The following is a 22,406-nucleotide window of genomic DNA, read 5'->3' as shown; positions in this document are numbered from 1 at the left end:
ATGTTGTTGCGGCTCCTAGACTGAAGGTTGATCCTTCAGCAGGCTGTGCGCCGTGTTCACGTCTGTGATGAGCACGTTGATGCGCTGGCCGACGAGCGCGGCGCGGATCGCTTCGAGCTTCTTCGGCCCGCCCGCGATGCCAACCACGCGCTCGACGCTCTTCAACGTCTCCGGCTCGATGCCCACGACGCGGCTGTTGAGCGCAGAGCGAACCGCCTTGCCCGCAGCATCGTAGAAGCGGAAACAGATGTCACCGACGGCGCCCTGGGCGCGCATGTTCTGCATCTCGGCTGCCGAGAAGACATTGCCGGAGCTGACGAGGATCGGTGAAGGATGCATCGATCCGATGCCGACCAGCGCGAGGTTGAGGCGCGGGAAGAGGTCTGCGGCCTGGCGCACGCTGGCATCCTTCATCAGCACGCGGCGCGCCTCCGCCGAGCCCACAACCGCAGGCGCCTGCAGCAACACCGGGCTCGCTCCGATGAGCCCCGCGAGACGCTGGGCAATGTGCGTCGCATGATGCTGCGCGCTGGCCGCGCCGAAGCCGCCCAGGATCTGCACAACGCTGCCACCACGTCCGCAGTCGGAGCTGTGCAGGGACTCCACCATCGCAAACAGCGCACGGCTCCACGAAGAGATGCCGATCAACGTACCAGGCTTGACGGTGGTCTGCAGGAAGAACGCTGCGGCCGCGCCGAGGTCGCTGACGAGGTGCTCGTCGTCGTTGCGCGTCTCGATCACGATGGCTTCCTTGAGGCCGAAGCGCTTCTCGAGCGCGTCCTCTTCTTCGTTGAAGATGCCGGGAGGCGACATGACGCTGATGCGCACGATGTTGGCCTCGCGCGCGCGCTGGAGCAGGCGCGACACCGTAGACTGATGGATGCTCAGCCGCTCGGTGATCTCTTTCTGGCGCAGGCCATGGTCGTAGTACATACGCGCGACCTTCGCCATCAGGCGCATCTCGTCGAGATGAGGCATAGGGATGATTCTGTCACAGCGTAAGCGGTTTCGTGGAGGCGGAAACGCAAAAGCTACGGTGCAGGTCCGCCGCCCTGCGCCACGCAGGCGTTTGGCGTTCCGGGCTCCGGGACGCGACCTTCAAGCTAGATCAGGCCGAAGGATCGAATCGGGCGGAAGGATGGTCGAACCGATCCTGGAGGGCTTCGACAAACTCGCCCACGTGCAGGCCGTCCACCAGCGCGTGGTGCACATGGATCGAAATCGGCAGTGTTCTTCGGCCTCCGCTCTCGGTGATCTTGCCAAAGGTGATCTTTGGCGCCGAGTCTTCAAACGCGAAGTTGCGGGCGTGGGAGATCGACGTGAAGTCGAACCACGGCAGGGTCGAGAAGCGGATGAGGTTCGTGTAGGGGTGGCGCTCGAGATCGGTGCGCCCCTTCACGCGCTCGACTTCGAGCGAACCTGCGCGCACAAACTCTTCGATGTCCTCGAAGAAGGGGTAGTCGGCGAATCCGATCGTGCCATTGGGCCGGCCCACAGCGCTTCCGCCGTTGATGCGCTCATACTCCCATACGTCTTCGCCCTCAATGCGGGTGCGAAAGTTCTGCACGCGCATCGACGCCACGAGGGAGCAATGGACCATCGTGAGAAAGACCGACAGCTGATTGGCCTTCGCGAAGCGAAACGCCTCCGTGCAGTCCAGGCGCAGGCAGACGCCGTGATAGGGCTCAGTAAATTCCTTGAAGAAGTTGAAGATTGTGGTGCGCGGCCACGTGGCCAGATCGATCTTGCGACGGTTTCCCTGTTCCATCGGACCTCTGCTTTTCTGGATGTTGGCGCGGCTCTACCGATCTGTCGCGCGCAGTTCGGCGACGATCTCCGCGGTGGCTTTGCGGGCCTCGGCTTCCTGCTCCACGGGGAAGCTGATGGCGCCGACCCTTGCGTGGCCGCCGCCTCCGTAACGCTCGCAGATCGCCGCGAGATTCACCAGCTCGCTGGCGGGCTTCTTCGTCCACGGGTTGGTGCCGACAGAGACCTTGCAGCGGAAGCTCGACTTCGAGAGGCCCACGACATAGGTCGCCTCGGGATAAAGGTAATACGGGATGAACTTGCTGTAGCCCTCGGTCGGCTGGTCGGTGATGTCGAAGGTGATGACGCCGCGGTCAAGCTGGGCGCGCTCGCGGATAAGCTCGAGGCCCTGCCAGTGGCGGTCGAGCAGAGGTCCCAGCTCGGCCTGAATGAAGGGCTGCGCCAGCACATCGTCGAGACTCATCTCGGTAAGCAGCGGGATGATGCGCTTCGTGATCGACTTCCCATCCGCATCACTCGCGCTCTCGATCACCATGGTGAGCTTCATCGCGGCTTCGCGCATGCCCACAGCAGCCTCGGCGCTCTCGTACTTCGCTCCATCGACGATGTTGGCCCAATGGATGAGCTCCTTCAGCGGCGCGATGTCCATGCCGAACTTTGTGCTCGCAATGTGCGAGAGGAAGCCTGTGCAGCTGATGTAGAGCGGGTCGAAGAACTGGCGCATCGCCAGCGGTCCGGGTGTGCCGTCCGGGTTGAGCTGACCGGCGCGGAAGTGGGCTTCGTCGGCGGCATCGAGGAACGCGGACTGGTGGTGGTCGAACCACCAGGTGAGCCGCGGCGAGGCCGAATACTTGAAATCGACGATGGCGTTTTCGCCCTCGGTCGCGAACCAGCCCTCCTCCATCAGAGAACCGGCGCGGTGCACCAGCCCCTGGTACTCGAAGCTGTCGACCGTACCGATGCACTCGCGGTGAAAGCGCGTGAAGAGCGAAGCGGAGCATGCGCCGTCGAAACAGCGATCGTGATAGAAGACGCGGCAGTTCAAGTGGGACCTTCCTGACGGGGTACGCAAACTTACGGTGGGCTCCGCACACAAGCCGCGGCTGCCTCTTCAAGAATAGTGCAGGCAGTGCGACGGAAAACGTCTTGCGGAACCCCAAGGCCCGCAGACACGTATGCTCTCCTGTAAAGAATCAACGGAGTGTCCATGGAAAGCCAGAACGAGAACCAGCCTGTGTCACCGTCGGAATACAACAGCCCGAAGGCCGCACAAGCGGTCACGTATACAGCGCCGAAGCACAGCGTGCTGCTCGGGCCGTTTGGACTCCGCGCGGGCTGGAGCGCCCTGATCTTCTCTGTGCTGGCCGTCGCGGCCATCTTTCTGGCGAGCCTGGCGGCCGTCGGAGCCTCGGGCCAGTGGGGCAAGATGGTCGAGCGCCAGCACGAAGCCGCGGTGGCCAAGAAGACCGGGCGTCCTGCCCCGAAGCATGAACCCTCTGACCTGAAGCCGGGCTATGCCGCGTTGACCGAGGCCTTCCAGTTTGGCGGAATCGCCCTGGCCACCTTCGCCATGGCAAAGATCGAGCGCCGCCGCATGCGGGTCTTCGGCATCAGCGGTTCGCGAATTGCCGATCTTCTCCCCGGAGCCTTCTGGGGCCTGGTGTCTCTGAGCGCGCTCGTCGGCATCCTGCGGGCCATGCATCTGCTCGTCTTCGACGGCATGGCGATCCACGGAATCGCCATCGTCCGCTTCGGCGTTGAGTGGCTCATCATGTTCCTCTTCGTCGGGTTCCTGGAGGAGTACCTCACACGCGGATACCTGCAGTTCACGCTCACGCGGGGCTTCTTCGGCATCGGCGGCGGACCGGAGCCGAAGCAGCGCTTCGTGGCCTTCTGGTGCGCGGCCACGGTCATGTCGCTGATCTTCGCTTGCCTGCACCTCGGCAACGGCGGAGAGAACGTGATGGGCCTCCTGATGGTCTTCGTGGCCGGAATCGTCTTCAGCTACGCCTTGTGGCGGACCGGCAGCCTGTGGTGGGGCATCGGCTTCCACATGGCGTGGGACTGGGCCCAGAGCTTTCTGTGGGGCGTGCCGGACTCCGGCAACCTCAGCTATGGCCGACTCTTCAACACCCATCCGGTGGGCAAGGTGCTCCTCTCCGGCGGCTCCGATGGCCCCGAAGGCAGCGTCTTCGTCATTCCAGTCATGCTGCTGGTGCTCCTCGCCATTCGCATGGCGAAGCCCGGCGTGCAGCCGCCCCTCGAGGCAGAGCCTGGGTCGTATCGACATGCGTCCGAACGCTCTGAAGATATGCCACTTATCTTTTAGCGGTATAACGTCATCGCCCCCATTCGTGGCAATGGGCTTCACAGCCCCATCGCTTAACATCAGTACTGAGCGCATGAGCCTGAACCCTAACGATCCCAGACATCCCTCCCGCGACGACACCGCGTCCCGCGAGCCCCGGCTCGTCACGCGCTCTCTGCGCGAAGAGCTGCAGGCTCGTCGCGACGATCGCGACCTACTCCCCGAACATCGCGGCCTCTTTTCGCGGCTCTCCGAGCTGCGCCTCCGCCAGGCCCGCAATCAGCGCGAGGACGACCGTCCCGGCCGAACCCGCCGGCTAAAACTCATTGGCCTCTCCACCGCCGCGCTCCTGCTGTTGATCGTCGTCCTGCTGAGCGGCAGCGTGCTGTATCTGCGGCATCGTCTGCACACGTCTTTACCAGAGCTGGACGGCCAGTTGCAGGCCACAGGCCTCGGCGGCGAAGTCATCATCACGCGCGACCCCCACGGTGTGCCTTCCCTCCAGGCCCAGAGCCTCGACGATGTGCTCTTCGCGCAAGGCTACGTCACCGCCCAGGACCGCATGTGGCAGATGGACGCCCTGCGCCGCCATGGTGCCGGCGAGCTCGCAGAGATCCTCGGCCCGGCGCTCGTCGACCACGACCGCAGCCAGCGCATCCTGCAACTCGGTGCCGCAGCCGAGCGCGCCGTAGCGGCTCTTCCTCCAGACCAGCGCCATCAGCTCGAGGTCTACGCGAAGGGCGTCAACGCCTACCTCGACAGCCACGCCGACCGGCTGCCCGTGGAATTCGCCGCGCTGCACTACAAGCCCGCCCCATGGACACCGCGCGACTCCATGCTGGTGGTCCTGTGCATGTGGCAGGACCTCGCCACCAGCTTCCCCACGAAGATCGCGCGTGAAGCGCTCGCGCAGCATCTTCCCGCACAACTGCTCGGCGATCTCTACCCCGTGGGATCCTGGCGCGACCGCCCTCCCTCGCAGCCGCAGCCCGACCTCACCCAACAACACGAAGAGATCGAGCAGGTCCCCCTCGACAAGACCCAGAGCCTTCTCCAGCAACCCAACATGCCATCGGCAACTCCCCGCGACATCGTGCGCGTCGCCGAAAACTTCGAACAGGCGGCCTGCGAGGACTGCCGTTCGGGCTCCAACAACTGGGTGGTGGCAGGCTCGCGCTCGGCCTCCGGCGCGCCGCTCGTCTCCAACGACATGCACCTCGGCCTCACCGCGCCGGACATCTGGTACGAGGCCGGGCTGCACGTAAAGGCACTCGATCAGCCTGAATCTTCGCTCGACGTCGCAGGCTTCACGCTGCCGGGAGTGCCGTTCGTGATCGTCGGCCGCAACGCCCATGTGGCCTGGGGTTTCACCGCCATGCTCGGCGATGTGCAGGATGTCCGCATCGAACACACCCGCGGCACAGGCGACAGGATGGAGTTCCAGCGCGTGGACGGTTCGTGGGCCCCTGTCGCGCATCGTCATGAACTGATCCGCGTGCGCGGCGGGCGTGATGTGAAGCTCGATGTGCTGCTGACCGAAGCTCCCCTGGGCAGCGGAACGATGGCAACGCCCATCATCAGCCCGATCTTCCCCGGCGAAAAGCGCATGCTCTCGCTGGCCTGGACAGCCTACGACCCACAGGCGCTCCAGATTCCCGGCCTGGCGATGGACACCGCAGCCAATGGCACGCAGCTCGTAGCGGCCTTTGGCAACTTCGGCGGCCCGACGCTGAGTGCAGTCTGGGGAGATGACGCGGGGCACATTGGCTATCACGCGCTGGGTCGCATCCCCGTACGCGGGCCCGCAATGCAACATCCGCGCGATATTCAACAGCCCATGACCTCGCCATTGAACCTCGACAACAACGGTGCGCTTCCCGCCGACGAAGAGGCCGAAGCCGACGATAGCGAAGACGGCAGCGACACCGCACCGCAGATGGCTCCGCCTTCGACCGGAGCGTCGCCCGAACACGTCGCGCCCAAGCCCGGCATCGACTACACCATCGGCTCGGCCATCGCGTACAAGCCCGTCGATGCCCTCGACCCAGGACAGGCATGGTCCGGCTACGTGCCCTACGACAAGCTGCCCTCGGTGACCGACCCCACGACCGGCTACCTCGCCACGGCGAACGCCCGCGTCACGCCGGACGACTACCCATTCTTCCTATCCGGCGACTGGGTCGACGCCTATCGCGTCGAGCGCATCACGACGCTGCTGAAGGACCGGCAGGGCCTGACACCGGCGGACATGCTCGCGATCCAGAACGACGACTATTCGGACCTGGACCGGACGGTGGCCCAGAAGCTCGCCTACGCAATCGACCACACCACCGCGGTGCATGACCGCGACCGTATGAAGCAGGCCGCCGAGCTCCTGCGCCGCTGGGACGGGCACATGGACCCGGACTCGCCCGCCGCAGCCATCGTCCTCGCGACGCGCGACGTGCTGTGGCCGGTGCTGCTGACCGCGAAGATCGCCGAGCATGACCACGTGAAGGCTGATAGCAGCGCAGCTCGTGAGGGCGCAAAGCTCTACCTGTGGGCAGAGAAGACCACGGCGCTGGAGATGCTGCTGGCTCGCCAGCCCGCGCGCTGGCTGCCCAAGAACTTTGCCAGCTGGAACGACCTGCTGGCAGTCTCGGTGGACCGCGCGCTGCGCGAGGCAGGCGCACCGCATGACCTCAATCGCTGGAAGCTCGCGCAGTATCACTCCACCGAGATCGCGCACCCGGTCTTCGGAAGCCATACGATCATGAGCCGCCTGCTGGGCGTAGCGACCGGCTCCGGCCTGCAGCCGGTACGCGGCGATGCGACGACAGTCCGCGCCAGCGGACTGCACTTCGGTCCCAGCGAGCGCTTCGACGCCGACCTGAAGGACAGCGACGCAACGCTGGGCAACATCACGACCGGACAAAGCGGCAGCCCCGCCAGCCCCTGGTACCTCGACCAGTTCCACTCCTGGCTCGTCGGCGAAAGCTTCCCGCTCGCGCTCCAGCATCCGAAGGTCGAGCACACGCTCAAGCTGGAACCATAGCCCGGCCCGCGATGCAAGAATAGGCGCAGCATGAAGTCCAGCGGAGCCGCCTGATGAGCAGCAGCGAATCCCCAACCCGCGCCCAACGATTCGCGTGGCTGCTCGTCCCCCTGTTCGCCTTCCTCGCCGTGCATCCACTCGTGGTGCATGGTTGCTCCTGCGGCCACGACTTCGAGTTTCACCTCGAAAGCTGGCTCGACGCGGCCCAACAGATGCGCCACGGCACGCTCTATCCGCAATGGGCCTTCACGGCCGCCTGGAACGCAGGCGAGCCCCGCTTCGTCTTCTATCCGCCACTCTCGTGGATGCTCGGCGCGCTGCTTACCATGGCTCTGCCGCTCAATGCCGTCCCCATCGTCTTCACCTGGCTCGCGCTCACCGGCGCGGGCCTCTCGATGTACTTCCTCGCACGGCCCTTCGCTTCAACTCCAGCCGCGCTGCTGGCAAGCGCCATCTACCTGGCCAATCCCTACATCCTCTTCACCGGCTTCGAGCGCACCGCCTACGCCGAGCTGCTGGCCGCCGCCTGGATGCCGCTAATCGTGATGGCCGCACTGAATGCCCGAGCAAGGCCCGCATCCATCGCAATTCCTCTTGCGTTGCTCTGGCTCACGAACGCCCCGGCCGCTGTCATCGGCAGCTATGGCTTCGCTCTGATCGTGGCGCTCTCGCTTGCGACGCAATGGCATCAGACCCGCACCCAGCCGGACCACGCGAAAGACCTCGCGAAGCGTGCCCTCCTTGCGACCGCCGGACCAATCACCGGCATCCTGCTGGTCGGCTTCTATCTCGTCCCCGCAGCCTACGAGCAGCGCTGGGTGCAGATTGCAATGGCCACGCTGCCCAACATGCGCGTCGAAGACAGCTTCCTCTTCGGCCACACCAGCGATGCCGGCCACAACATGGTCCTGCACACAGCCAGCATGATCGCCGTGGTGCTGATGACTGGGACGGCGGTACTCCTTGCCGTCGCGTGGATGAGGCGCGATCGCATCGCTTCAGAGCATCGCCGTCCGCTGCTCTCCGTGCTGGCCGTGACTACAGCGATCCTGCTCTTCCTGCTGACTCCTGTATCGCTCTTCGTCTGGCATCTGCTGCCGAAGCTCGCCTTCCTGCAGTTCCCCTGGCGTCTGCTCTCGCTCGAAGGCGTCATGCTTGGCCTCGCCGTCGCGCTCGCTCTACCGCGAAACAAGCTCTCGCTCCGCACCTCCGCCCTCCTCAGCATCCTCTTCACGCTCGGCATGAGCGCAACCGCAAACCACCTCTACCGCCAGGCCTGCGACACGGACGACCTTCCCTCTGCCCGCGCGGCTCTGCTCGCCTCGCATCACGGCATGCAGCCCACCGACGAGTACACGCCCCGCACCGCCGACAACGACTCCCTGCGCACCACCAACCCCGCCTACTGGCTGGCCGGCGATCTCCACGACCCCAACGTTCCCGCCCCCGGCACCCAACCCAACCCCGTCCAGGTCGATCCCAACTTCGATCCCAACGACCTCGACGACGCGCAGACCGTCTCCGCGAACGCTCCATTGCATCTGAACCTGCATCTGGCAATGCCCCGGGTGCTGATTCTCAACCTGCGCGACTACCCCGCGTGGGAGGTCACGCGAACGGGTCCGGATAGCCTGAGCCTGGAGACGCCGAAGCCATACCAGCGCGACGATGGCCTGCTGGCCATCGCGCTCCCCGCCGGAGACTCGACCATCGATGTGCGCTGGCATCGCACCCCGGACCACAACCTCGGACTCGCGCTCAGCCTTGCAGGCCTCGCTATCCTTGGATTGGCCTCGGGACTGCCATGGTGGCGCTCGCGTAGAATGAGGGATTGATCGTGCGTTTACGATCGACCCTTCTATGAACGTTGATGTCCAGCAAATCCTGAAGAACGGCGTCGTCGTTACGGACGCTGCGCTGGAGCGGCTTCTGCCCTCCGCCAATACCCTTCCCCACTCCATCCACCGCGCCATGCGGCACTCCACCTTCGCGGGCGGCAAGCGCCTGCGCCCCATCCTCGCGATGGAAGCCGCGAAGATGGTCGCCGGTCGCGAAGTCCCGGGTGCCGACGAGCTCGGCGCCGCGCTGGAGATGGTGCACACCTACTCGCTCATCCACGACGATCTGCCCGCGCTCGACAATGACGACCTCCGCCGCGGCATGCCCACCTGCCACGTCGCCTTCGGCGAGGCCATCGCCATCCTCGCTGGCGACGCCCTGCAGACACTCGCCTTCCAGACGCTCTCGCAGATTGCAGCGCAGCCGGCCACGCTCATCGACATCATCCGCGAGTTCTCCTTCGCCATCGGCACCGGCGTGGGTATGGACACCGGCCTTCCCTCCGGCATGATCGGCGGCCAGGTCATGGACATCGAAGGCGAAGGCCAGAAGCCCACCGCCGAGCTCGTCGAGCGCATCCACCGCGCGAAGACCGGTGCGCTCATCACCACCTCCATCGTCTGCGGCGGCATCCTCGGGCTCGGCGACCTGCTCGCGCAACCGGACAGCTCCGCGACGCTCGCAGCAAGTCCCAAGGACGTCATCGCCGCCCTGCGGAGCTTCGGCGAAAACGCGGGCCTCGCCTTCCAGATCGTCGACGACATCCTCGACGTAACCCAGAGCTCCGAACAGCTCGGTAAGACCGCCGGCAAGGACACCGCCAGCGACAAGGCCACCTGGCCCGCCGTCTACGGTCTGGAGCAGTCCGAGAAAGACGCCGCCAGCTACATCGCGGACGCCTTCGCCGCCCTCGAGCCCTACGGCCAGTCCGCTGCCCCGCTCAAAGCCCTGGCGCAATACCTGGTCGAACGCAAACACTAGCGCCTTTCTTCACGACTCACTACTCACTATTCACTGCCCTCTACTCACTGGCCCTTATGTCCCTGCGTCCGCGTCACTTCATCCTTCTTGCTGTCATCCTCGGTCTGTTTGTGTGGAACGTCGTGCGGTATCACCGCGTGAAGTCCGATCAACAGGCCATCCCCGCAGCTCCTGCTCCGGTGGTGAACACGGCTGCCCGCGTGAATACCCCGGCGTGGACGGCCTTCGACCTCGCCGTGGATCTGCGCGACGCTCCGGACGATCAGTTCCTTCCCGCGATGAAAGCTCTCCAGGCCAGGATCGCCGCCGCTCCCGCCGAGGCCGCCACCACCGACGTGAAGGGCTGCCAGACCTGGCTCCAGTTCTATCGCCAGGGCAAGCTGCACCCCGGCAATGACATCACGTGGAAGAACCGCAGCGAGCGCCACCTGAACGGCTGCGTGCAGTTCCACCTCGACACCACAGCACAGTAGCCACGCGCAGACCATGAACGAAGTAGCCCTGCTCAATGCGCTCCGCGACTGCTTCCACCCCGTCCTGCGCCGCAACATCGTCGACTTGAAGATGGTGCGCGGCGTGGAGGTCACGCGCGACCTCGAGGCACCTGGCTCCGGCATCCCTGGCGTCCCGCAGAAGTTCATCGCGCATGTGTCCATCACCGCACCGGGGAGCGACGAGGCCCAGAATGCGCAACTGGTCGCCCAGATCGAGAATCGGCTCGCCGGAATCGAAGCCATCAGCCGCAGCCAAGTGACGTTATTGCCGGCACTTTTCCCGATCCTGTAACGGCGGCTGTCAAACCCGCTTAAGCCACAGACTCCATGTGTATCGTGGGAGAGGTGAAGCAGCCTGCCTCCACTCCCGTCATGCATCCGTTCGATCGCAAGTTCGGGACGGATACCTCCGGCCTGCTGACCGGTCAGGTGATCGCACGCGGTACCGGGGCTGTCGTCGAGGAGCTGACCGCCTACTACGGCATCGCTCCCAGCATCCTGCACACTCTGCTGGACATCTGGCTGACGCGCACCGAGCCGGAAAACGAGATCGAGCACACCGTGTTTCTGGACGTGGGTGCGGGCAAGGGCCGGGCCATGCTGGTGGCCTCGCAGTATCCGTTCCTGCGCGTGGAAGGCATCGAGCTCAGCCCCAGGCTGGCTCGTGTCGCAGAGGCCAACATCGCGAAGTTCGAACAGCATCCCGAGAACGATGAGCTTTCGCCCCTGAAGCTGGTGCAGGACGATGCGACCAAGCATCCCCTTCCTGTAGGCGCGTCGCTCGCGTTTCTCTTCCATCCCTTTGAGCTGCCGATGCTGAAGCGGTTCGTGGCGCACGTGGAGCGGACGCTCGCCGAGCACCCCCACCCGTTCGACCTGATCTACGCCAACACCGAGCACGACGCCTGGCTGGACAAGCATCCTTCCTTCGAGCGGGTGTGGTTCGGCAACGTGCCCATGTCACCGGAGGACCACAAGGCCGACATGGCAGAGATCGCCCAGCAGAAGGAATATGGCTCGACGGGCGATGAGCTGTGCGCGATCTACCGCTTCGTCGGACAACCCGAAACCCCGAAGGCAGCGCCGTTGAAGAAAACAGCTGCCCGGAAGCCAGCAGCAGCGAAGAAGACCGCTGCTGGCACAAAGAAGGCCGCCGCAAAGAAGGCTGTGGCCCGGAAAGCACCGGCCAAAAAGGCTGCAGCCAGGAAGAGCCCGGCGAAACTGGCCAGCCGGCGCGCAAAGTCGTAGCACGACTACGCCCCGCCTGCCTGTGTAACAACGCGTGTGAATTACAAGTTACAAAGAAATACGAAAATTTCTTTCTGGGCAGGGAACCTTCTCGCAGAGGGCTCCGTACTGGCTTATGTACGATGTTTGAGTTTGGCCGGAAATCTGAAAAAAGAAGTTCGGATATCGGTCAAGTTGGTCGATTACAGTTGAATCTTTCCTTCAATTGGACGATCTTATTAGTACGAGGGATCTGGGCTTCAAAGCTGAAGATAGTGCGCTGCGACCCGCGATCGGGGACGCGCCACACGATCCAGAACCCACAAAATGAGCCAGTGTGTGTAGACGGCTGAGTCAAGACCTCAGAACCGCCCGCGCTGAAGACACCTAACTACCACCCCTGAATGGGTTCGGCGCCGACGCACATTGCGCGCGCCAAAGGAGAAACACGTATGTATACCCTTGCTATCGCCTTCTTTTCCGCAGCTACCGTTTTCGTTCCCAGCTTCATCGGCATCCGCGCTCGCACCAACTCCAACTGGCGCACCCTGTAAGCCCAACGAAACAAATACGATCGCAACGAAGGCCCTGTCTCATGACAGGGCCTTCGCTGTTTAAGACCGAGGATGCCTCCAGAAGAGAAATGCGCAGTCGCAAATGCCCATCCGGGTACGGACTTAGCTTATTCAGATCCGTTTGCCACCTCAAACTAACTTTCCCGGGACCAGCATTCAGAGCCTGAGAGAGAATTCAGTTCGTTGGAAGCTTTCTCAGCGCCACCGAACCAGGAAGAGCCGCTCGGTGTCGTTTTCTCCATGGCTGATCGTGATCTCCGCGTCAGCGCGCTCCACAACCGACGGAAACCGCTCTCCCCACTCGACCAGGATCAGCGAATCTTCGCTGCGGCTGGCGAGGTCCCACAGGCCAATGCCCTCCAGCTCGCGGTCGCTCTCCAGCCGGTAAAGGTCGAGGTGGGCGAGCGGCGCCTTCGTGGTGGGATATTCGTGCAGCAGCGTGAAGGTGGGGCTGGAGACATCATCCTGCGATGCTCCCAGCGTAGCGGCAATCCCCTGCACCAGGGTGGTCTTGCCCGTACCCAGCTCGCCGGTAAGAATGACGAGCCGCGGCCCCTTGCCGGTGGAGCGCAGGATCTCGGTAATGGTCTCGGCGAGCGCGTGGGTTCCTGCGACACTGCGGGTCCGCAGGCGCTTCTCGCGCGTGTAAGGCGTCATGCTTGGGGTTCCTTTCAGCGATTACGTCCGGCGAGGCCGGTAATCCAGGTGAAGCCGTCCTCGTCGGTCAGTCGCGCCCGGAAGGCGTTGGCGAGGTGGTTCACCGTATCTGTTGCCAGCACGGTGTGTTCGTCCTGGGAGAGGGTCGCGAAGTCGCCGCCGAGGCCGTGCAGGTAGACCGCAGCTTCGACGGCCTGCGCGACGCGGTTCAGATCGGGCACGGCGCCGTCTTTGTCCACGGCATACTGCGCCAGCATCGCGGCGACGATCCCTGTCAGGATATCGCCGCTTCCCCCCTTGGACATGGCTGGGTTGCCGCTGGTATTCAGGGCGATGCGGCCGCCGGGGCTGACGATGAGCGTCCGCCAGCCCTTGAGCACCAGCGTGACACCATACTCGCGCACGAAACGCCGGGCGATGCCGAGGCGGTCGGACTCAACCTCGCGAACGGACATGCCGGTGAGGCGGGCCATCTCGCCGGGATGCGGCGTGAGCACGATCGTGCGGGGCTTGCCCTCGCGGCGGGCAGCTTCCGTAACCTCGCGGAGGCTGTCCATGTCGGCGGCGATGGCATTGAGCCCATCGGCGTCGAGCACCAGCGGCAGGGTGGTTCGCTCCAGCAGCGTGCGGACGAACTCAGGAGTTTCGCCCTGCTGGCCAAGGCCCGGGCCGACAGCCAGGACGTTGATTCCCATCAGCATGGCCTTCAGAGGCTCCCCGAGAAGCTGGCTCGAGTCCAGACCCGCCCCATCGAAGTCGGAGGCCATCGCGAGCGGGGTCAGCATCAGCTCCGGGGCGATGGTGGCCACTGTCGGCAGAATCTCGCGCGGGACAGCCGCGGTGACCAGCCCGGCTCCGGCACGGAGCGCAGCGAGCGAGGCCATCGCCGGCGCCCCAGCCTTGCCCAGCGCTCCGCCAACGACCAGGACGTGGCCGAACCGTCCCTTGTTGCCGTCAATGCTGCGCGGGACCTCGGAGATCGCCTTCGAGGATCCGCCCCAGTACAGTCCCGTGGAGGCCTGGACGGCGGCGGCAGGAATCCCAATGTCCGCAACGACGACAGGACCGAAGTTGTCGGCAGGCTTCGAGCTTCCGCCAACCGTCAGGAATCCAAAGACATGCGCGAGCTTGGGTGCGGCGAAGGTGACAACCGCGTCCGCGCGAAAGGGCTGCGAGGCGGGGTCGTCGGCCGAGCCCTGGCGCAAGGTGGTCGCGTTGGCATCCCAGCCGCTCGGCAGGTCCACGGCAACGACAGGCACGCTGGAGGCAGCGACAAGGTCGCGAGCCGTAGCCGCGAGTCCCCGGAGAGGCGGCTTGAAGCCGGTGCCGACGATGGCGTCCAGGACGAGGGTCGCGTCCGCGAGCGCCGCGCGCAACTCGGACTCGTCGGAGATTGCGACAAACTCGGGTCCGCCCGGCTTGCGGGCTGCGCCCAGTACAGCCGCGGCATCGCCCTTCACGTCAGTCTCAGCTCCAAGGAGAGCGATGCGGACGGTCCGGCCCGCCCGTGCGAGTTCCTGCGCGGCAACCACGCCATCGCCGCCGTTATTGCCTTTGCCGCAGAGCGCGACGATGACTCCCCCGCCGTCTCCCGCCTGGGGCCAGCGACGCAGGCAGAACTTCGCCACGGCCGCTCCTGCGTTGTGCATCAGTGTCGCTACCGGGGTACCGTCTTCGACGGCGCGCTTGTCGGCGGCGGCCATGTCCTGGGCAGAGAGGATCTTCATCTTCGAGCTTCCTTGCTTGTCGGTGTTGCGGTTTGGGTACGTCCGGGCTCTCTGAGCTCGAAAATTTAGCTGCTTCCTAGCGGACTGGCTGCTGTAATCGACACTGCGGTCATGCGCCGCAGCCCGGTGCGTGATCTGAAACAGGTCACTCCGGAGAACAGTCTTTCACCGATCCCGCCTGCTGACGATAGAACACGGGAACTGTGACGACTGTGTTGACGTCGAGGAGCTTCATGTCCCCCCAGCCGATGACCTTGTCTTTATGTGAGATGCAGCAGAAGCTGCACAGCTTTTTCTGCCGCTGCGCTCTGAGCGCCGGGCTGCTCGCTCTGACAGCCATGAGTTTGACAGCCGCGGCCCAGGCCCCGGCAGCCGCCCAGTCCGAGCCGGACCGGATCAGCGTGCTCGAACACCGCATCGACCAGATGCAGGCCGACCTGAACGAGGTGAGGGCGCTGCTGGCGGCGGAGAGGGCACATGCGGCGGGAGCCCCCGTGGCGCCAGCTGCACCGGCCGTGCTGGCGGCCTCGACGGCGGCGCCAGCTTCCGCGCCAGCCGCACCCACGAGCGCCGGCCCCGCAAGCACAAGCAGCTCAGTTGCCTCCGCTGCCGCACCGGCCACGGCAACGCCCGTCGTTCAGACCGCTGCCAGCTCGGTACCCGCCTCTTCGCTGCTGATGCTTCCCAACGGCTCCACGATCAACCTGCTGATCGATACCTACATCGGCTACAACGCCAACCAGTCCGTGGGCCGCGTGAACTACCTGCACGCCTACGATGTGCTGGACGACGTCTACGGGATCAACCAGGCCGACGTGATGTATGAGCTGCTTCCGGACCTCGCAGCAGGACGGCGCTACGGCCTGCGGCTCGATCTCCAGTACGGCCAGGCGACGGCAACGCTTCAGGGCAGCCCGGCCAATGAGGGCCGCCCTGACCTCTGGCGCAACCTCTTCCAGGCCTACGGACGATACGTCATCCCGGCAGGCAAGGGTGTGACCGTGGACGTGGGCAAGTGGGCCAGTTCGCTCGGCTACGAAGGCAACTACTCCAAGGACCAGATGCAGTACAGCCGCGCCTTCTTCTTCAACTTCCTGCCCTTCTACCATGCGGGTCTGCGCGCCAACTACGCCTTCAACGACAAGCTCTCCGTCAACTACTGGATGGTCAACGGCACCAACCAGACGGAGCCCACCAACAGCTTCAAGGACGAGCTCTTCGGCTTCTCCTACTCCCCGACCAGGAAGATCTCGTGGACTTCGAACTACTATCTCGGGCAGGAAAACCCGGATTCGGTCGCGTCCACGAGCTGCACGCTCCCCGTGCAGCCGGGCCTGTGCTACACCCCCATCAATCCTGCGCCGAACGGCCGGACCCACATCATCGACAACTACGTTGCCTTCCAGGCGACGCCGAAGCTGCTGCTCGTTGGCGAGGGCGACTACTTCATCTCGCGCAAGTGGCGTAACGCCGGACCGGGCGAGTCGGCGGCGCCGTCGCACGTCGACGGTGGCGCTGCCTATGCGCAGTACCAGTTCGACCCCAGGGCTTCACTGGCGATTCGAGGCGAGTACCTGAGCGACCGCAACGGGCTCTTCTCCAACGCCTCGCAGGCGTTGAAGGAAGCGACGATCGCCTACAAGTACAACTTCGCGGATGGTTTCGTGGGCTTCCTCGAGTACAGGCGCGACTGGTCCAACACGAAGTACTTCCTGCAAGGACCGAACAATACGCCCTCCAACCACCAGGATGTCGTCACGCTGGGCATGGTGTGGTCGTACGGAGGCAAGCAGGGAGCCTGGTAGGAACAGACAGTAGACAGTTGAAGTTGAGGATTGCCCGCAGAAATGGAAACCCGTGTCCGAAGGTCCGGACCCGGGACACCCAAAGATCGCAATCTATCCGTTCCGCTCTAACGGCGTAGCCGCTATCGCGAAAGCTATCCGCGAAGCGGCTGCCCCAAAAGCTCTTCCCTACCGTCCCGGGTGCGCAGCGGCCAGAGCCGCAGCTGCCGTCCGCGATGCCGAGTTCGTCGCCCCGGAGGCCGTCGTCGCCGGTTCGGTCTTGGGAGCGAAGTAGTTCTTCTCGTACATCGCGCGATAGAACTCTCCGGTCAGCTCCGCAGCCTTGGGACCAAACGTCGGCCTGCCGCCTTCGAGGAAGATCACCGTGACGATGCGCCCGGTGGGAGCATCGCCATAGCTCACGAACCATCCGAAGCGCGTGCCGTTGTTGGAGCACGTGCCCGTCTTGCCGAAGACCGGGAACTGCTGGAAGTTGGCGCGCAGGGAACGGGCAGTCCCGTTAGAGAAGTTCACCGCACCCTGCATGCCGGGCAGGATCTCAGGAATGACGTCCTTGATGTCGAGCAGCCGCTTCACCTTGGGCTCAAAGGCGGTCAGCTCGTCCGGGCTGGTGGGGTGCTGGAGGTAATAGAGCGTGCCGCCGTTGGCGATCGCCGAGACCAGCGCGCCCAGCTGCAGCGGCGTCATGGAGATGCTCTCGCCGAAGGAACACATGCGGCCCACACCACCCTGCGCCTGCGGAAGCTCGTTGTCGGGATAGGTTCCCAGCTGCTCGCCGGGGATGTTGTAGCCCGCCAGCTCGCCCAGGCCAAACTGGTTCGCGTAGTGCTTCACGCGCTCGAAGCCCATCGCGCGCCCCAGCACCTCGAAGTACAGGTTCACGCTCTTCGCGAGCGCATGGGTGAGATCCAGCGAGTAGTGGCCGCCGAGATTCACCGGGGTATCGGCCTTGACCAGGCCTTCCTTCAGCGCCGAGAGCGCCACGGCGACCTTGATGGTCGAGCAGGGCTCCGCGCCAGAGCTCAGCGCCAGCTTCTGGTTCACCATCGCCAGAATCCGGCCGCTCGAGGGATCGATCGCGACGACGGTGCCGTTCATGTTGCCGAGCGCCTCAATGGCTGCGGCGCGCACCACCGGATCCTCACCGGCGGTGACGTCCCCGGCCGTGACCGAGGACGTATCGGCGAAGCTGGAGGCCGTGAAGCGTTCGCCATAATAGTGGCGCCGGGTGACGACGGGGACAGCAGCGGCACGGCCATGCACCGTGCGGCGACCCGCCGAAGCTCTCTCCGCAGGAACCCTCGAAGTGCGGGAAGCAGCCGTATGCGCGGCAGCCGCGTGGCGTGAGTGCGCCGTGGGAGCCACGTGGGAGCTTACCCGGCCGGAGCTGCGCTCCTTCGCCGCGGCGCGGTGGTGTACCGTCGTGCCGGCAAAGGCGGTCGCCGCCGAAAGCAGCGTCAGCGCGGTTGCCGTTGCGAGGCGCCGGAACATTCTGGAAAAGGGCTGGTGTGTCATGAGCCTAAAAAGACCCTCCCGGTGCGGCAGAGAACGACGAATCGTCCTCCGCCTGAAGGTGTGAGGTTGAAACTCTCCCCACTTATCGGCGCATTCCTTGCAGCGCTGTAGCTTCCTGGAACAAATCGCTGGGGAGCAATACCACTATGGGTTACGCCTCAGAAAGGCAGGAATCTCCAGCTCGTCGTCGTTATGGTCTCCAGAATCAGGCGCATACCCCGCGAAACTTGGGATACGGGCTTCCGGCCACGCGGACTCGGGCGGCGTCACCTTTTCAGGATTGTCGCGCAGCTCCTCGTTGGGCTTGCGGAAGAAGTCGTCGTCGAAGACCGACGCCGGTACGGGGACCAGCTCCGGCTGCGGCACAGCCGAGGCCGAAGGCACGTAGGAGCCAGGGGCTGCGATGCGCGGCGCGCTGGGGGGCTGGTGCGCTTCGAGGGAACGTGGACGCGGCGGCTGGGGATCCTCAAAGTTGAGGGTCGGAGCGGCCTGGCGCGGAGTTCCGCGTGGTTCAAAATAGCCCGGAGCAGGCTCCTGCATGGGGATCGCGCCCGAACCAGCGGAGTGCATGGCGCTGGAGAGCGCGGCCGGGAAGGTCGGCGCGGCCGGAGCCATGGGAGCCGGAGTCATGGGAGCCTGCGCCACAGGTGCCTGCGCCACAGGCGCCTGCGCGGTGGTGGCGAATGGCGCAGAAGGCTGAGCCGCTGCAACCGCGGCATGCGCGACCGGAGCCGTGATGACAGGAATCGGAGCTGCAGCAGCCTGAACTTCGCTGGCGAAGGGCACATTGGCGACGCGCGCAGCCACCGGGGTAGGTTCCGGAACGAACTCCGCCGCATCGTGATCATGGCCGGTCAGAGCGCCGGAGAGCATGCGCTCGCGGCGCGCGGGCTGCTCGTCGCGAAAACCAGTGGCAATGACGGTGATCTTTACGTCATCGCCCATGCGCTCATCCTGCACCGCGCCGAAGATGATGTTGGCATCCTCGTGTGCGGCGTTCTGAATGATGGTCGAGGCCTCGTTCACCTCGTTGAGCTTCAACGAGCTCGAGCCCGTGATGTTGATCAGGATGCCCTTCGCGCCGTCGATCGCACCGGCTTCGAGCAGCGGCGAGGCCATCGCGGCCATCGCAGCTTCACGGGCGCGATCCGGGCCGGAGCGAACGGCAGTCCCCATCACGGAGTACCCCATGCCCGCCATGGTCGTCTTCACGTCCGCGAAGTCGCGGTTGATGACGCCCGGGATGGTGATGATGTCTGAGATCCCCTGCACGCCTTGGCGCAGCACGTCGTCGGCGATGCGGAAGCTCTCAAAGAACCCCGCGTCCTTGGCAACGGCCAGCAGCTTCTCATTGGGGATGACGATCAGCGTGTCGACGGACTCCAGCAGCTCCTGCACGCCGCGCTCGGCCTGCTTGGCGCGGCGCTTGCCCTCAAAGGCGAATGGCTTGGTGACGACCGCAACGGTCAGCGCGCCCATCTCGCTGGCCAGCGAAGCGATGACCGGGGCAGCGCCCGTGCCTGTGCCTCCGCCAAGGCCGGTGGTGATAAACACCATGTCCGCGCCCTCGAGCGCTTCAATGATCTTGTCGGAGTCCTCAAGAGCCGCGCGCCGGCCGATGTCCGGATTCGCACCTGCGCCGAGGCCGCTGGTCAGCTTGACGCCCAGCTGCAGCTTCACCGGGGCGTTCGACTGCTCGAGCGCCTGGGCGTCCGTGTTGGCGGCGATGAACTCCACGCCCTCCACACTGGCTGCGATCATGCGATTGACAGCGTTGGTGCCACCGCCGCCGACACCGATGACCTTGATGCGCGCATTGCGCTGCACCTCGTCGTGATAGTGAATCCGCAGCGCGTCGTCAGGCTGATTGGACATGAGAGTAAGGCTCCTTCAGACACACGCGTGCCAAGGCCCGCGTTAACTCATTGTGCAACGGCAGGCCGGGGAAATTCTCCGCAAACTTTCCCTCGTGCACCCAGTTGGGCTACAGAAAAGCCGCCTTCGTGAAGAAACTTCCCGAAATACCTGTTGTTGGTAAGACTCTGCCTGCCCTGGAACGGCATGGGCGAAGGAGATCACCCTCCGCGCGAAGCTCGGGGCCCTGAAACGCCATGAGCCGCCCGCAGGCGGCTCATGGCACGAACGAAAACGCCCTTACCGCTGCGGCAGGTGCAGGATCACTGCAGCGCCGACGGACGAAAGGCCAACCGAGCTCGTGGTGCCGCTCGTGCCATTGCCGAGGCGGTTCATGTTGCCGTAGCCAAGCTCAATCGCACGCAGCGAAAGGAAGCTCGAGATGCGGATATCCACGCCACCAAAGCCTTCGACGGTGAAGAAGCTGTCGTATTGGCGCGGTACCGGGCTGGTCACCGTCGTGGAGCTGCAAAGCAGCGTCCCGCCCCCACCCGTGATGCAGGTGGGTTCTGTGACGTTCGAACTGGTGTGGCCCACGGAAGCCTGGATGTAAGGCCGAATCCAGTGGATCGGCGTCGGGAACGAACCGCGGACACCACCCAGAACGGTGTTGGAGGTGACCATGTTCTCGCCGCCGCCGGAGGTGACAGCGCTCTTGTTGGAGCGTGCATCCATGTAGCGGACGTCGAAGCCCAGCGTCATGGGTCCGAACTTGCGCCAGTCGTAGTAGCCGCCCACGAACACGCCTGACGGGTTCAGGTGACCGGTTGAGACCGTCGTACCGTTCACAGCGGCCGTGCCGTTCGAACAGGCGACCGAGGTCGAAAGGCAGGAGATGTCGCTCATTCGCGTCGCCGCATAGCCCACGTATACGCCAGCCTGCGTCTGTGCCTTTGCCACCGGAAGGGCAGTCAGCCCACACGAAACCAGGGCCAGCCCGAGGCCGGACCTCCACCCACCAAACCGCTTACCGAAAATCATGAATACCAGTCTACCGAACGGGATGCGGAATCGTCTTGGGGAGCCCGAAGAACGGCCCTTGAGCCGGGTGAGTCGCTTGCTCCCGCGTTCCCCAAAGTTGATGCCTTTGCAGGTTAGACGAAGACCTGACCGGGACGGGGTGTAGGCTGACAAAAATCACAATCCATCCGGGAGACGAAGCCATGCAGCGAATGACCACGCGGGTATTGGGAACGAGGCAGCCGCCGCGATGCCCCGGAATTTCGGCGATTCCGGCCTCCGCGCCCCTGGCGCTCGCCTTCCTGATAATGGCCATTCCGGCTGCTGGCCGCGCCCAGAGCGAAACCGCAGCCCGGGTCAACGCGCCGCGCCTGCAGGAGTCCCTGGAGACCCTGAGCACCTTCGGCCGCCCAGCCGGTGGCACCTTTGCCGACGGCGTGAGCCGGGTGGCCTACTCCGATGCGGACGTCGCGGGCCGAGCCTACGTGATGGGCCTGATGCGCGAGGCCGGACTCGATCCCCACATCGATCCCGCAGGAAACATCATTGGCAAGCGAGCCGGAAGCGACCCGTCGCTCAAGCCCATCGTCTTTGGATCGCACATCGATTCGGTGCGCAACGGAGGAAACTTCGACGGCGATGTCGGTTCGATGGGAGCGATCGAGGCCATTCGCACCTTGAATGATCACCACATCCCAACGCGCCACCCGCTGGAGGTCGCCATCTGGTCCAACGAAGAAGGCGGAACCCACGGCAGCGCGTCCCTGCTGGAGACGCCGGGCGCGGCGACGCTCAATCGCGATTTCTACGGCATCACCATGCGCGATGGCCTGCGCAAGATCGGCGGCGACCCCGACAGGCTGGCCGAGGTGCTGCGAAAGCCGGGATCGATGTGCTGCTACCTCGAGTTGCACGTCGAGCAGGGCGGAAACCTGGAGAAGGCCGGCATCCAGATCGGTGTCGTGGATGGCATCGTCGGCATCGATGACTATGCAGTGGAGGTAAAGGGCTTCGCCAACCATGCCGGAACCACGCCCATGGCGGGCCGCAAGGACGCCCTCTATGCCGCCTCCTACATCGTGCAGGCGGTTCGCGACGTGACGAACGCGATGCCCGGCCGCCAGGTCGGTACAGTGGGGCGCTTCGAGGTCTTTCCGGATGCTCCCAACGTGATTCCGGGGCGGGTGAGCTTGTCGATCCAGTTCCGCGATCTCTCGGAAAGCACGATCGATTCCCTGGGCAAAGCGATGGCGCTCCGGGTACAGGAGATCGCCAGGCAGACGGGCACCGAGATCACCATGACCCATCTCGAGCGGGCGCGTCCCGCGCTGGCAAACAAGGCGATTCAGAGCGATATCGAGGCCTCGATCGCCGGGCTGGGCCTGACGGCAATGCATCTTCCCAGCGGCGCGGGTCACGATGCCCAGGAAGTCGCCAAGCTCGCTCCCATGGGCATGATCTTCGTCCCCAGCATCGGGGGGATCAGCCATTCGCCGAAGGAGCTCTCCCGCTGGCCCGACATCGCCAACGGCGCCAACGTCCTCCTGCAGACGATCCTGCGCATCGACGCGAAACCCGACCCAAAGTAAAGCCCCCCAATACG

At 64.6% G+C, this 22,406-nt stretch carries 17 protein-coding genes; 9 read left to right on the top strand and 8 right to left on the bottom strand.

Annotation, left to right across the window (positions count from 1 at the left end; all coding sequences use genetic code 11):
- Positions 1-15 precede the first annotated feature (15 nt).
- The 3 genes from C4S68_RS08445 to C4S68_RS08435 all read right to left on the bottom strand — a co-directional run bounded on the left by C4S68_RS08445 (position 16) and on the right by C4S68_RS08435 (position 2,812).
- Complete coding sequence (locus C4S68_RS08445; protein WP_103932602.1) at positions 16-978, bottom strand: sugar-binding transcriptional regulator; 963 nt, start codon at positions 976-978, stop codon at positions 16-18.
- A gap of 130 nt (positions 979-1,108) precedes the next feature.
- Positions 1,109-1,768, bottom strand: coding sequence for a CatA-like O-acetyltransferase (locus tag C4S68_RS08440; RefSeq protein ID WP_103932601.1), 660 nt, complete (start codon positions 1,766-1,768; stop codon positions 1,109-1,111).
- A gap of 33 nt (positions 1,769-1,801) precedes the next feature.
- The gene (locus tag C4S68_RS08435; RefSeq protein WP_103932600.1) at positions 1,802-2,812 is read right to left on the bottom strand and encodes a DHH family phosphoesterase; all 1,011 of its coding nucleotides are present in this window, start codon (positions 2,810-2,812) and stop codon (positions 1,802-1,804) included.
- A gap of 162 nt (positions 2,813-2,974) precedes the next feature.
- Here C4S68_RS08435 and C4S68_RS08430 point away from each other — a divergent pair, with 162 nt between their 5' ends.
- The 7 genes from C4S68_RS08430 to C4S68_RS08400 all read left to right on the top strand — a co-directional run bounded on the left by C4S68_RS08430 (position 2,975) and on the right by C4S68_RS08400 (position 11,671).
- Entirely contained in the window at positions 2,975-4,096 is a 1,122-nt protein-coding gene (locus C4S68_RS08430; RefSeq protein WP_103932599.1) for a CPBP family intramembrane glutamic endopeptidase, read from the top strand.
- Between the two features lie 73 nt (positions 4,097-4,169).
- Positions 4,170-7,109 (top strand): penicillin acylase family protein, encoded by a 2,940-nt coding sequence (locus C4S68_RS08425; RefSeq protein WP_160115064.1) that lies wholly within the window; start codon positions 4,170-4,172, stop codon positions 7,107-7,109.
- 53 nt (positions 7,110-7,162) lie between these two features.
- The gene (locus C4S68_RS08420) at positions 7,163-8,944 is read left to right on the top strand and encodes a glycosyltransferase family protein (protein ID WP_103932597.1); all 1,782 of its coding nucleotides are present in this window, start codon (positions 7,163-7,165) and stop codon (positions 8,942-8,944) included.
- A 25-nt stretch (positions 8,945-8,969) separates the two neighbouring features.
- On the top strand, positions 8,970-9,929 hold the full coding sequence (locus C4S68_RS08415) for a polyprenyl synthetase family protein (protein WP_103932596.1): 960 nt from the start codon (positions 8,970-8,972) through the stop codon (positions 9,927-9,929).
- Positions 9,930-9,985: 56 nt separating this feature from the next.
- Positions 9,986-10,402, top strand: a complete 417-nt coding sequence (locus tag C4S68_RS08410) for a hypothetical protein (protein WP_103932595.1) — start codon at positions 9,986-9,988, stop codon at positions 10,400-10,402.
- Positions 10,403-10,415: 13 nt separating this feature from the next.
- Positions 10,416-10,715, top strand: coding sequence for a DUF59 domain-containing protein (locus tag C4S68_RS08405; protein ID WP_103932594.1), 300 nt, complete (start codon positions 10,416-10,418; stop codon positions 10,713-10,715).
- Positions 10,716-10,768: 53 nt separating this feature from the next.
- Positions 10,769-11,671, top strand: a complete 903-nt coding sequence (locus C4S68_RS08400) for a class I SAM-dependent methyltransferase (RefSeq protein WP_200821507.1) — start codon at positions 10,769-10,771, stop codon at positions 11,669-11,671.
- Between the two features lie 749 nt (positions 11,672-12,420).
- Here the strand turns inward: C4S68_RS08400 and tsaE are convergent.
- Together tsaE and C4S68_RS08390 are read right to left on the bottom strand one after the other, a co-directional pair.
- Positions 12,421-12,882 (bottom strand): tRNA (adenosine(37)-N6)-threonylcarbamoyltransferase complex ATPase subunit type 1 TsaE, encoded by a 462-nt coding sequence (gene tsaE, locus C4S68_RS08395; RefSeq protein WP_103932593.1) that lies wholly within the window; start codon positions 12,880-12,882, stop codon positions 12,421-12,423.
- 14 nt (positions 12,883-12,896) lie between these two features.
- Entirely contained in the window at positions 12,897-14,609 is a 1,713-nt protein-coding gene (locus C4S68_RS08390; protein ID WP_103932592.1) for an NAD(P)H-hydrate dehydratase, read from the bottom strand.
- A 233-nt stretch (positions 14,610-14,842) separates the two neighbouring features.
- Here C4S68_RS08390 and C4S68_RS08385 point away from each other — a divergent pair, with 233 nt between their 5' ends.
- A complete protein-coding gene (locus tag C4S68_RS08385) occupies positions 14,843-16,414 on the top strand; it encodes an outer membrane beta-barrel protein (RefSeq protein WP_146072077.1) in 1,572 nt (523 codons plus the stop codon).
- A gap of 168 nt (positions 16,415-16,582) precedes the next feature.
- Here the strand turns inward: C4S68_RS08385 and C4S68_RS08380 are convergent, their stop codons facing one another.
- The 3 genes from C4S68_RS08380 to C4S68_RS08370 form a co-directional block, all read right to left on the bottom strand.
- On the bottom strand, positions 16,583-17,905 hold the full coding sequence (locus C4S68_RS08380) for a penicillin-binding transpeptidase domain-containing protein (protein WP_103932590.1): 1,323 nt from the start codon (positions 17,903-17,905) through the stop codon (positions 16,583-16,585).
- Positions 17,906-18,073: 168 nt separating this feature from the next.
- Complete coding sequence (gene ftsZ / locus C4S68_RS08375) at positions 18,074-19,804, bottom strand: cell division protein FtsZ (RefSeq protein ID WP_103932589.1); 1,731 nt, start codon at positions 19,802-19,804, stop codon at positions 18,074-18,076.
- A 279-nt stretch (positions 19,805-20,083) separates the two neighbouring features.
- Positions 20,084-20,824: an outer membrane beta-barrel protein gene (locus tag C4S68_RS08370; protein ID WP_146072076.1), complete on the bottom strand. Its 741-nt coding sequence runs from the start codon at positions 20,822-20,824 to the stop codon at positions 20,084-20,086.
- A gap of 182 nt (positions 20,825-21,006) precedes the next feature.
- On the opposite strand from C4S68_RS08370, the gene C4S68_RS08365 reads away from it, so the two are divergent.
- Positions 21,007-22,392, top strand: coding sequence for a Zn-dependent hydrolase (locus C4S68_RS08365; protein WP_200821506.1), 1,386 nt, complete (start codon positions 21,007-21,009; stop codon positions 22,390-22,392).
- Positions 22,393-22,406 lie beyond the last annotated feature (14 nt).

Source organism: Bryocella elongata, assembly GCF_900108185.1.
GTDB lineage: Bacteria > Acidobacteriota > Terriglobia > Terriglobales > Acidobacteriaceae > Granulicella > Granulicella elongata.
This window is presented reverse-complemented; position numbering and strand designations above follow the sequence as displayed.

Coding starts and splice junctions, on each gene's coding strand:
- tsaE (WP_103932593.1), bottom strand. CDS start 12,882: ATGACGCCTTACACGCGCGAGAAGCGCCTGCGGACCCGCAGTGTCGCA.
- C4S68_RS08365 (WP_200821506.1), top strand. CDS start 21,007: ATGCAGCGAATGACCACGCGGGTATTGGGAACGAGGCAGCCGCCGCGA.
- C4S68_RS08440 (WP_103932601.1), bottom strand. CDS start 1,768: ATGGAACAGGGAAACCGTCGCAAGATCGATCTGGCCACGTGGCCGCGC.
- C4S68_RS08380 (WP_103932590.1), bottom strand. CDS start 17,905: ATGTTCCGGCGCCTCGCAACGGCAACCGCGCTGACGCTGCTTTCGGCG.
- C4S68_RS08385 (WP_146072077.1), top strand. CDS start 14,843: ATGTCCCCCCAGCCGATGACCTTGTCTTTATGTGAGATGCAGCAGAAG.
- ftsZ (WP_103932589.1), bottom strand. CDS start 19,804: ATGTCCAATCAGCCTGACGACGCGCTGCGGATTCACTATCACGACGAG.
- C4S68_RS08415 (WP_103932596.1), top strand. CDS start 8,970: ATGAACGTTGATGTCCAGCAAATCCTGAAGAACGGCGTCGTCGTTACG.
- C4S68_RS08445 (WP_103932602.1), bottom strand. CDS start 978: ATGCCTCATCTCGACGAGATGCGCCTGATGGCGAAGGTCGCGCGTATG.
- C4S68_RS08430 (WP_103932599.1), top strand. CDS start 2,975: ATGGAAAGCCAGAACGAGAACCAGCCTGTGTCACCGTCGGAATACAAC.
- C4S68_RS08405 (WP_103932594.1), top strand. CDS start 10,416: ATGAACGAAGTAGCCCTGCTCAATGCGCTCCGCGACTGCTTCCACCCC.
- C4S68_RS08370 (WP_146072076.1), bottom strand. CDS start 20,824: ATGATTTTCGGTAAGCGGTTTGGTGGGTGGAGGTCCGGCCTCGGGCTG.
- C4S68_RS08390 (WP_103932592.1), bottom strand. CDS start 14,609: ATGAAGATCCTCTCTGCCCAGGACATGGCCGCCGCCGACAAGCGCGCC.
- C4S68_RS08420 (WP_103932597.1), top strand. CDS start 7,163: ATGAGCAGCAGCGAATCCCCAACCCGCGCCCAACGATTCGCGTGGCTG.
- C4S68_RS08425 (WP_160115064.1), top strand. CDS start 4,170: ATGAGCCTGAACCCTAACGATCCCAGACATCCCTCCCGCGACGACACC.
- C4S68_RS08410 (WP_103932595.1), top strand. CDS start 9,986: ATGTCCCTGCGTCCGCGTCACTTCATCCTTCTTGCTGTCATCCTCGGT.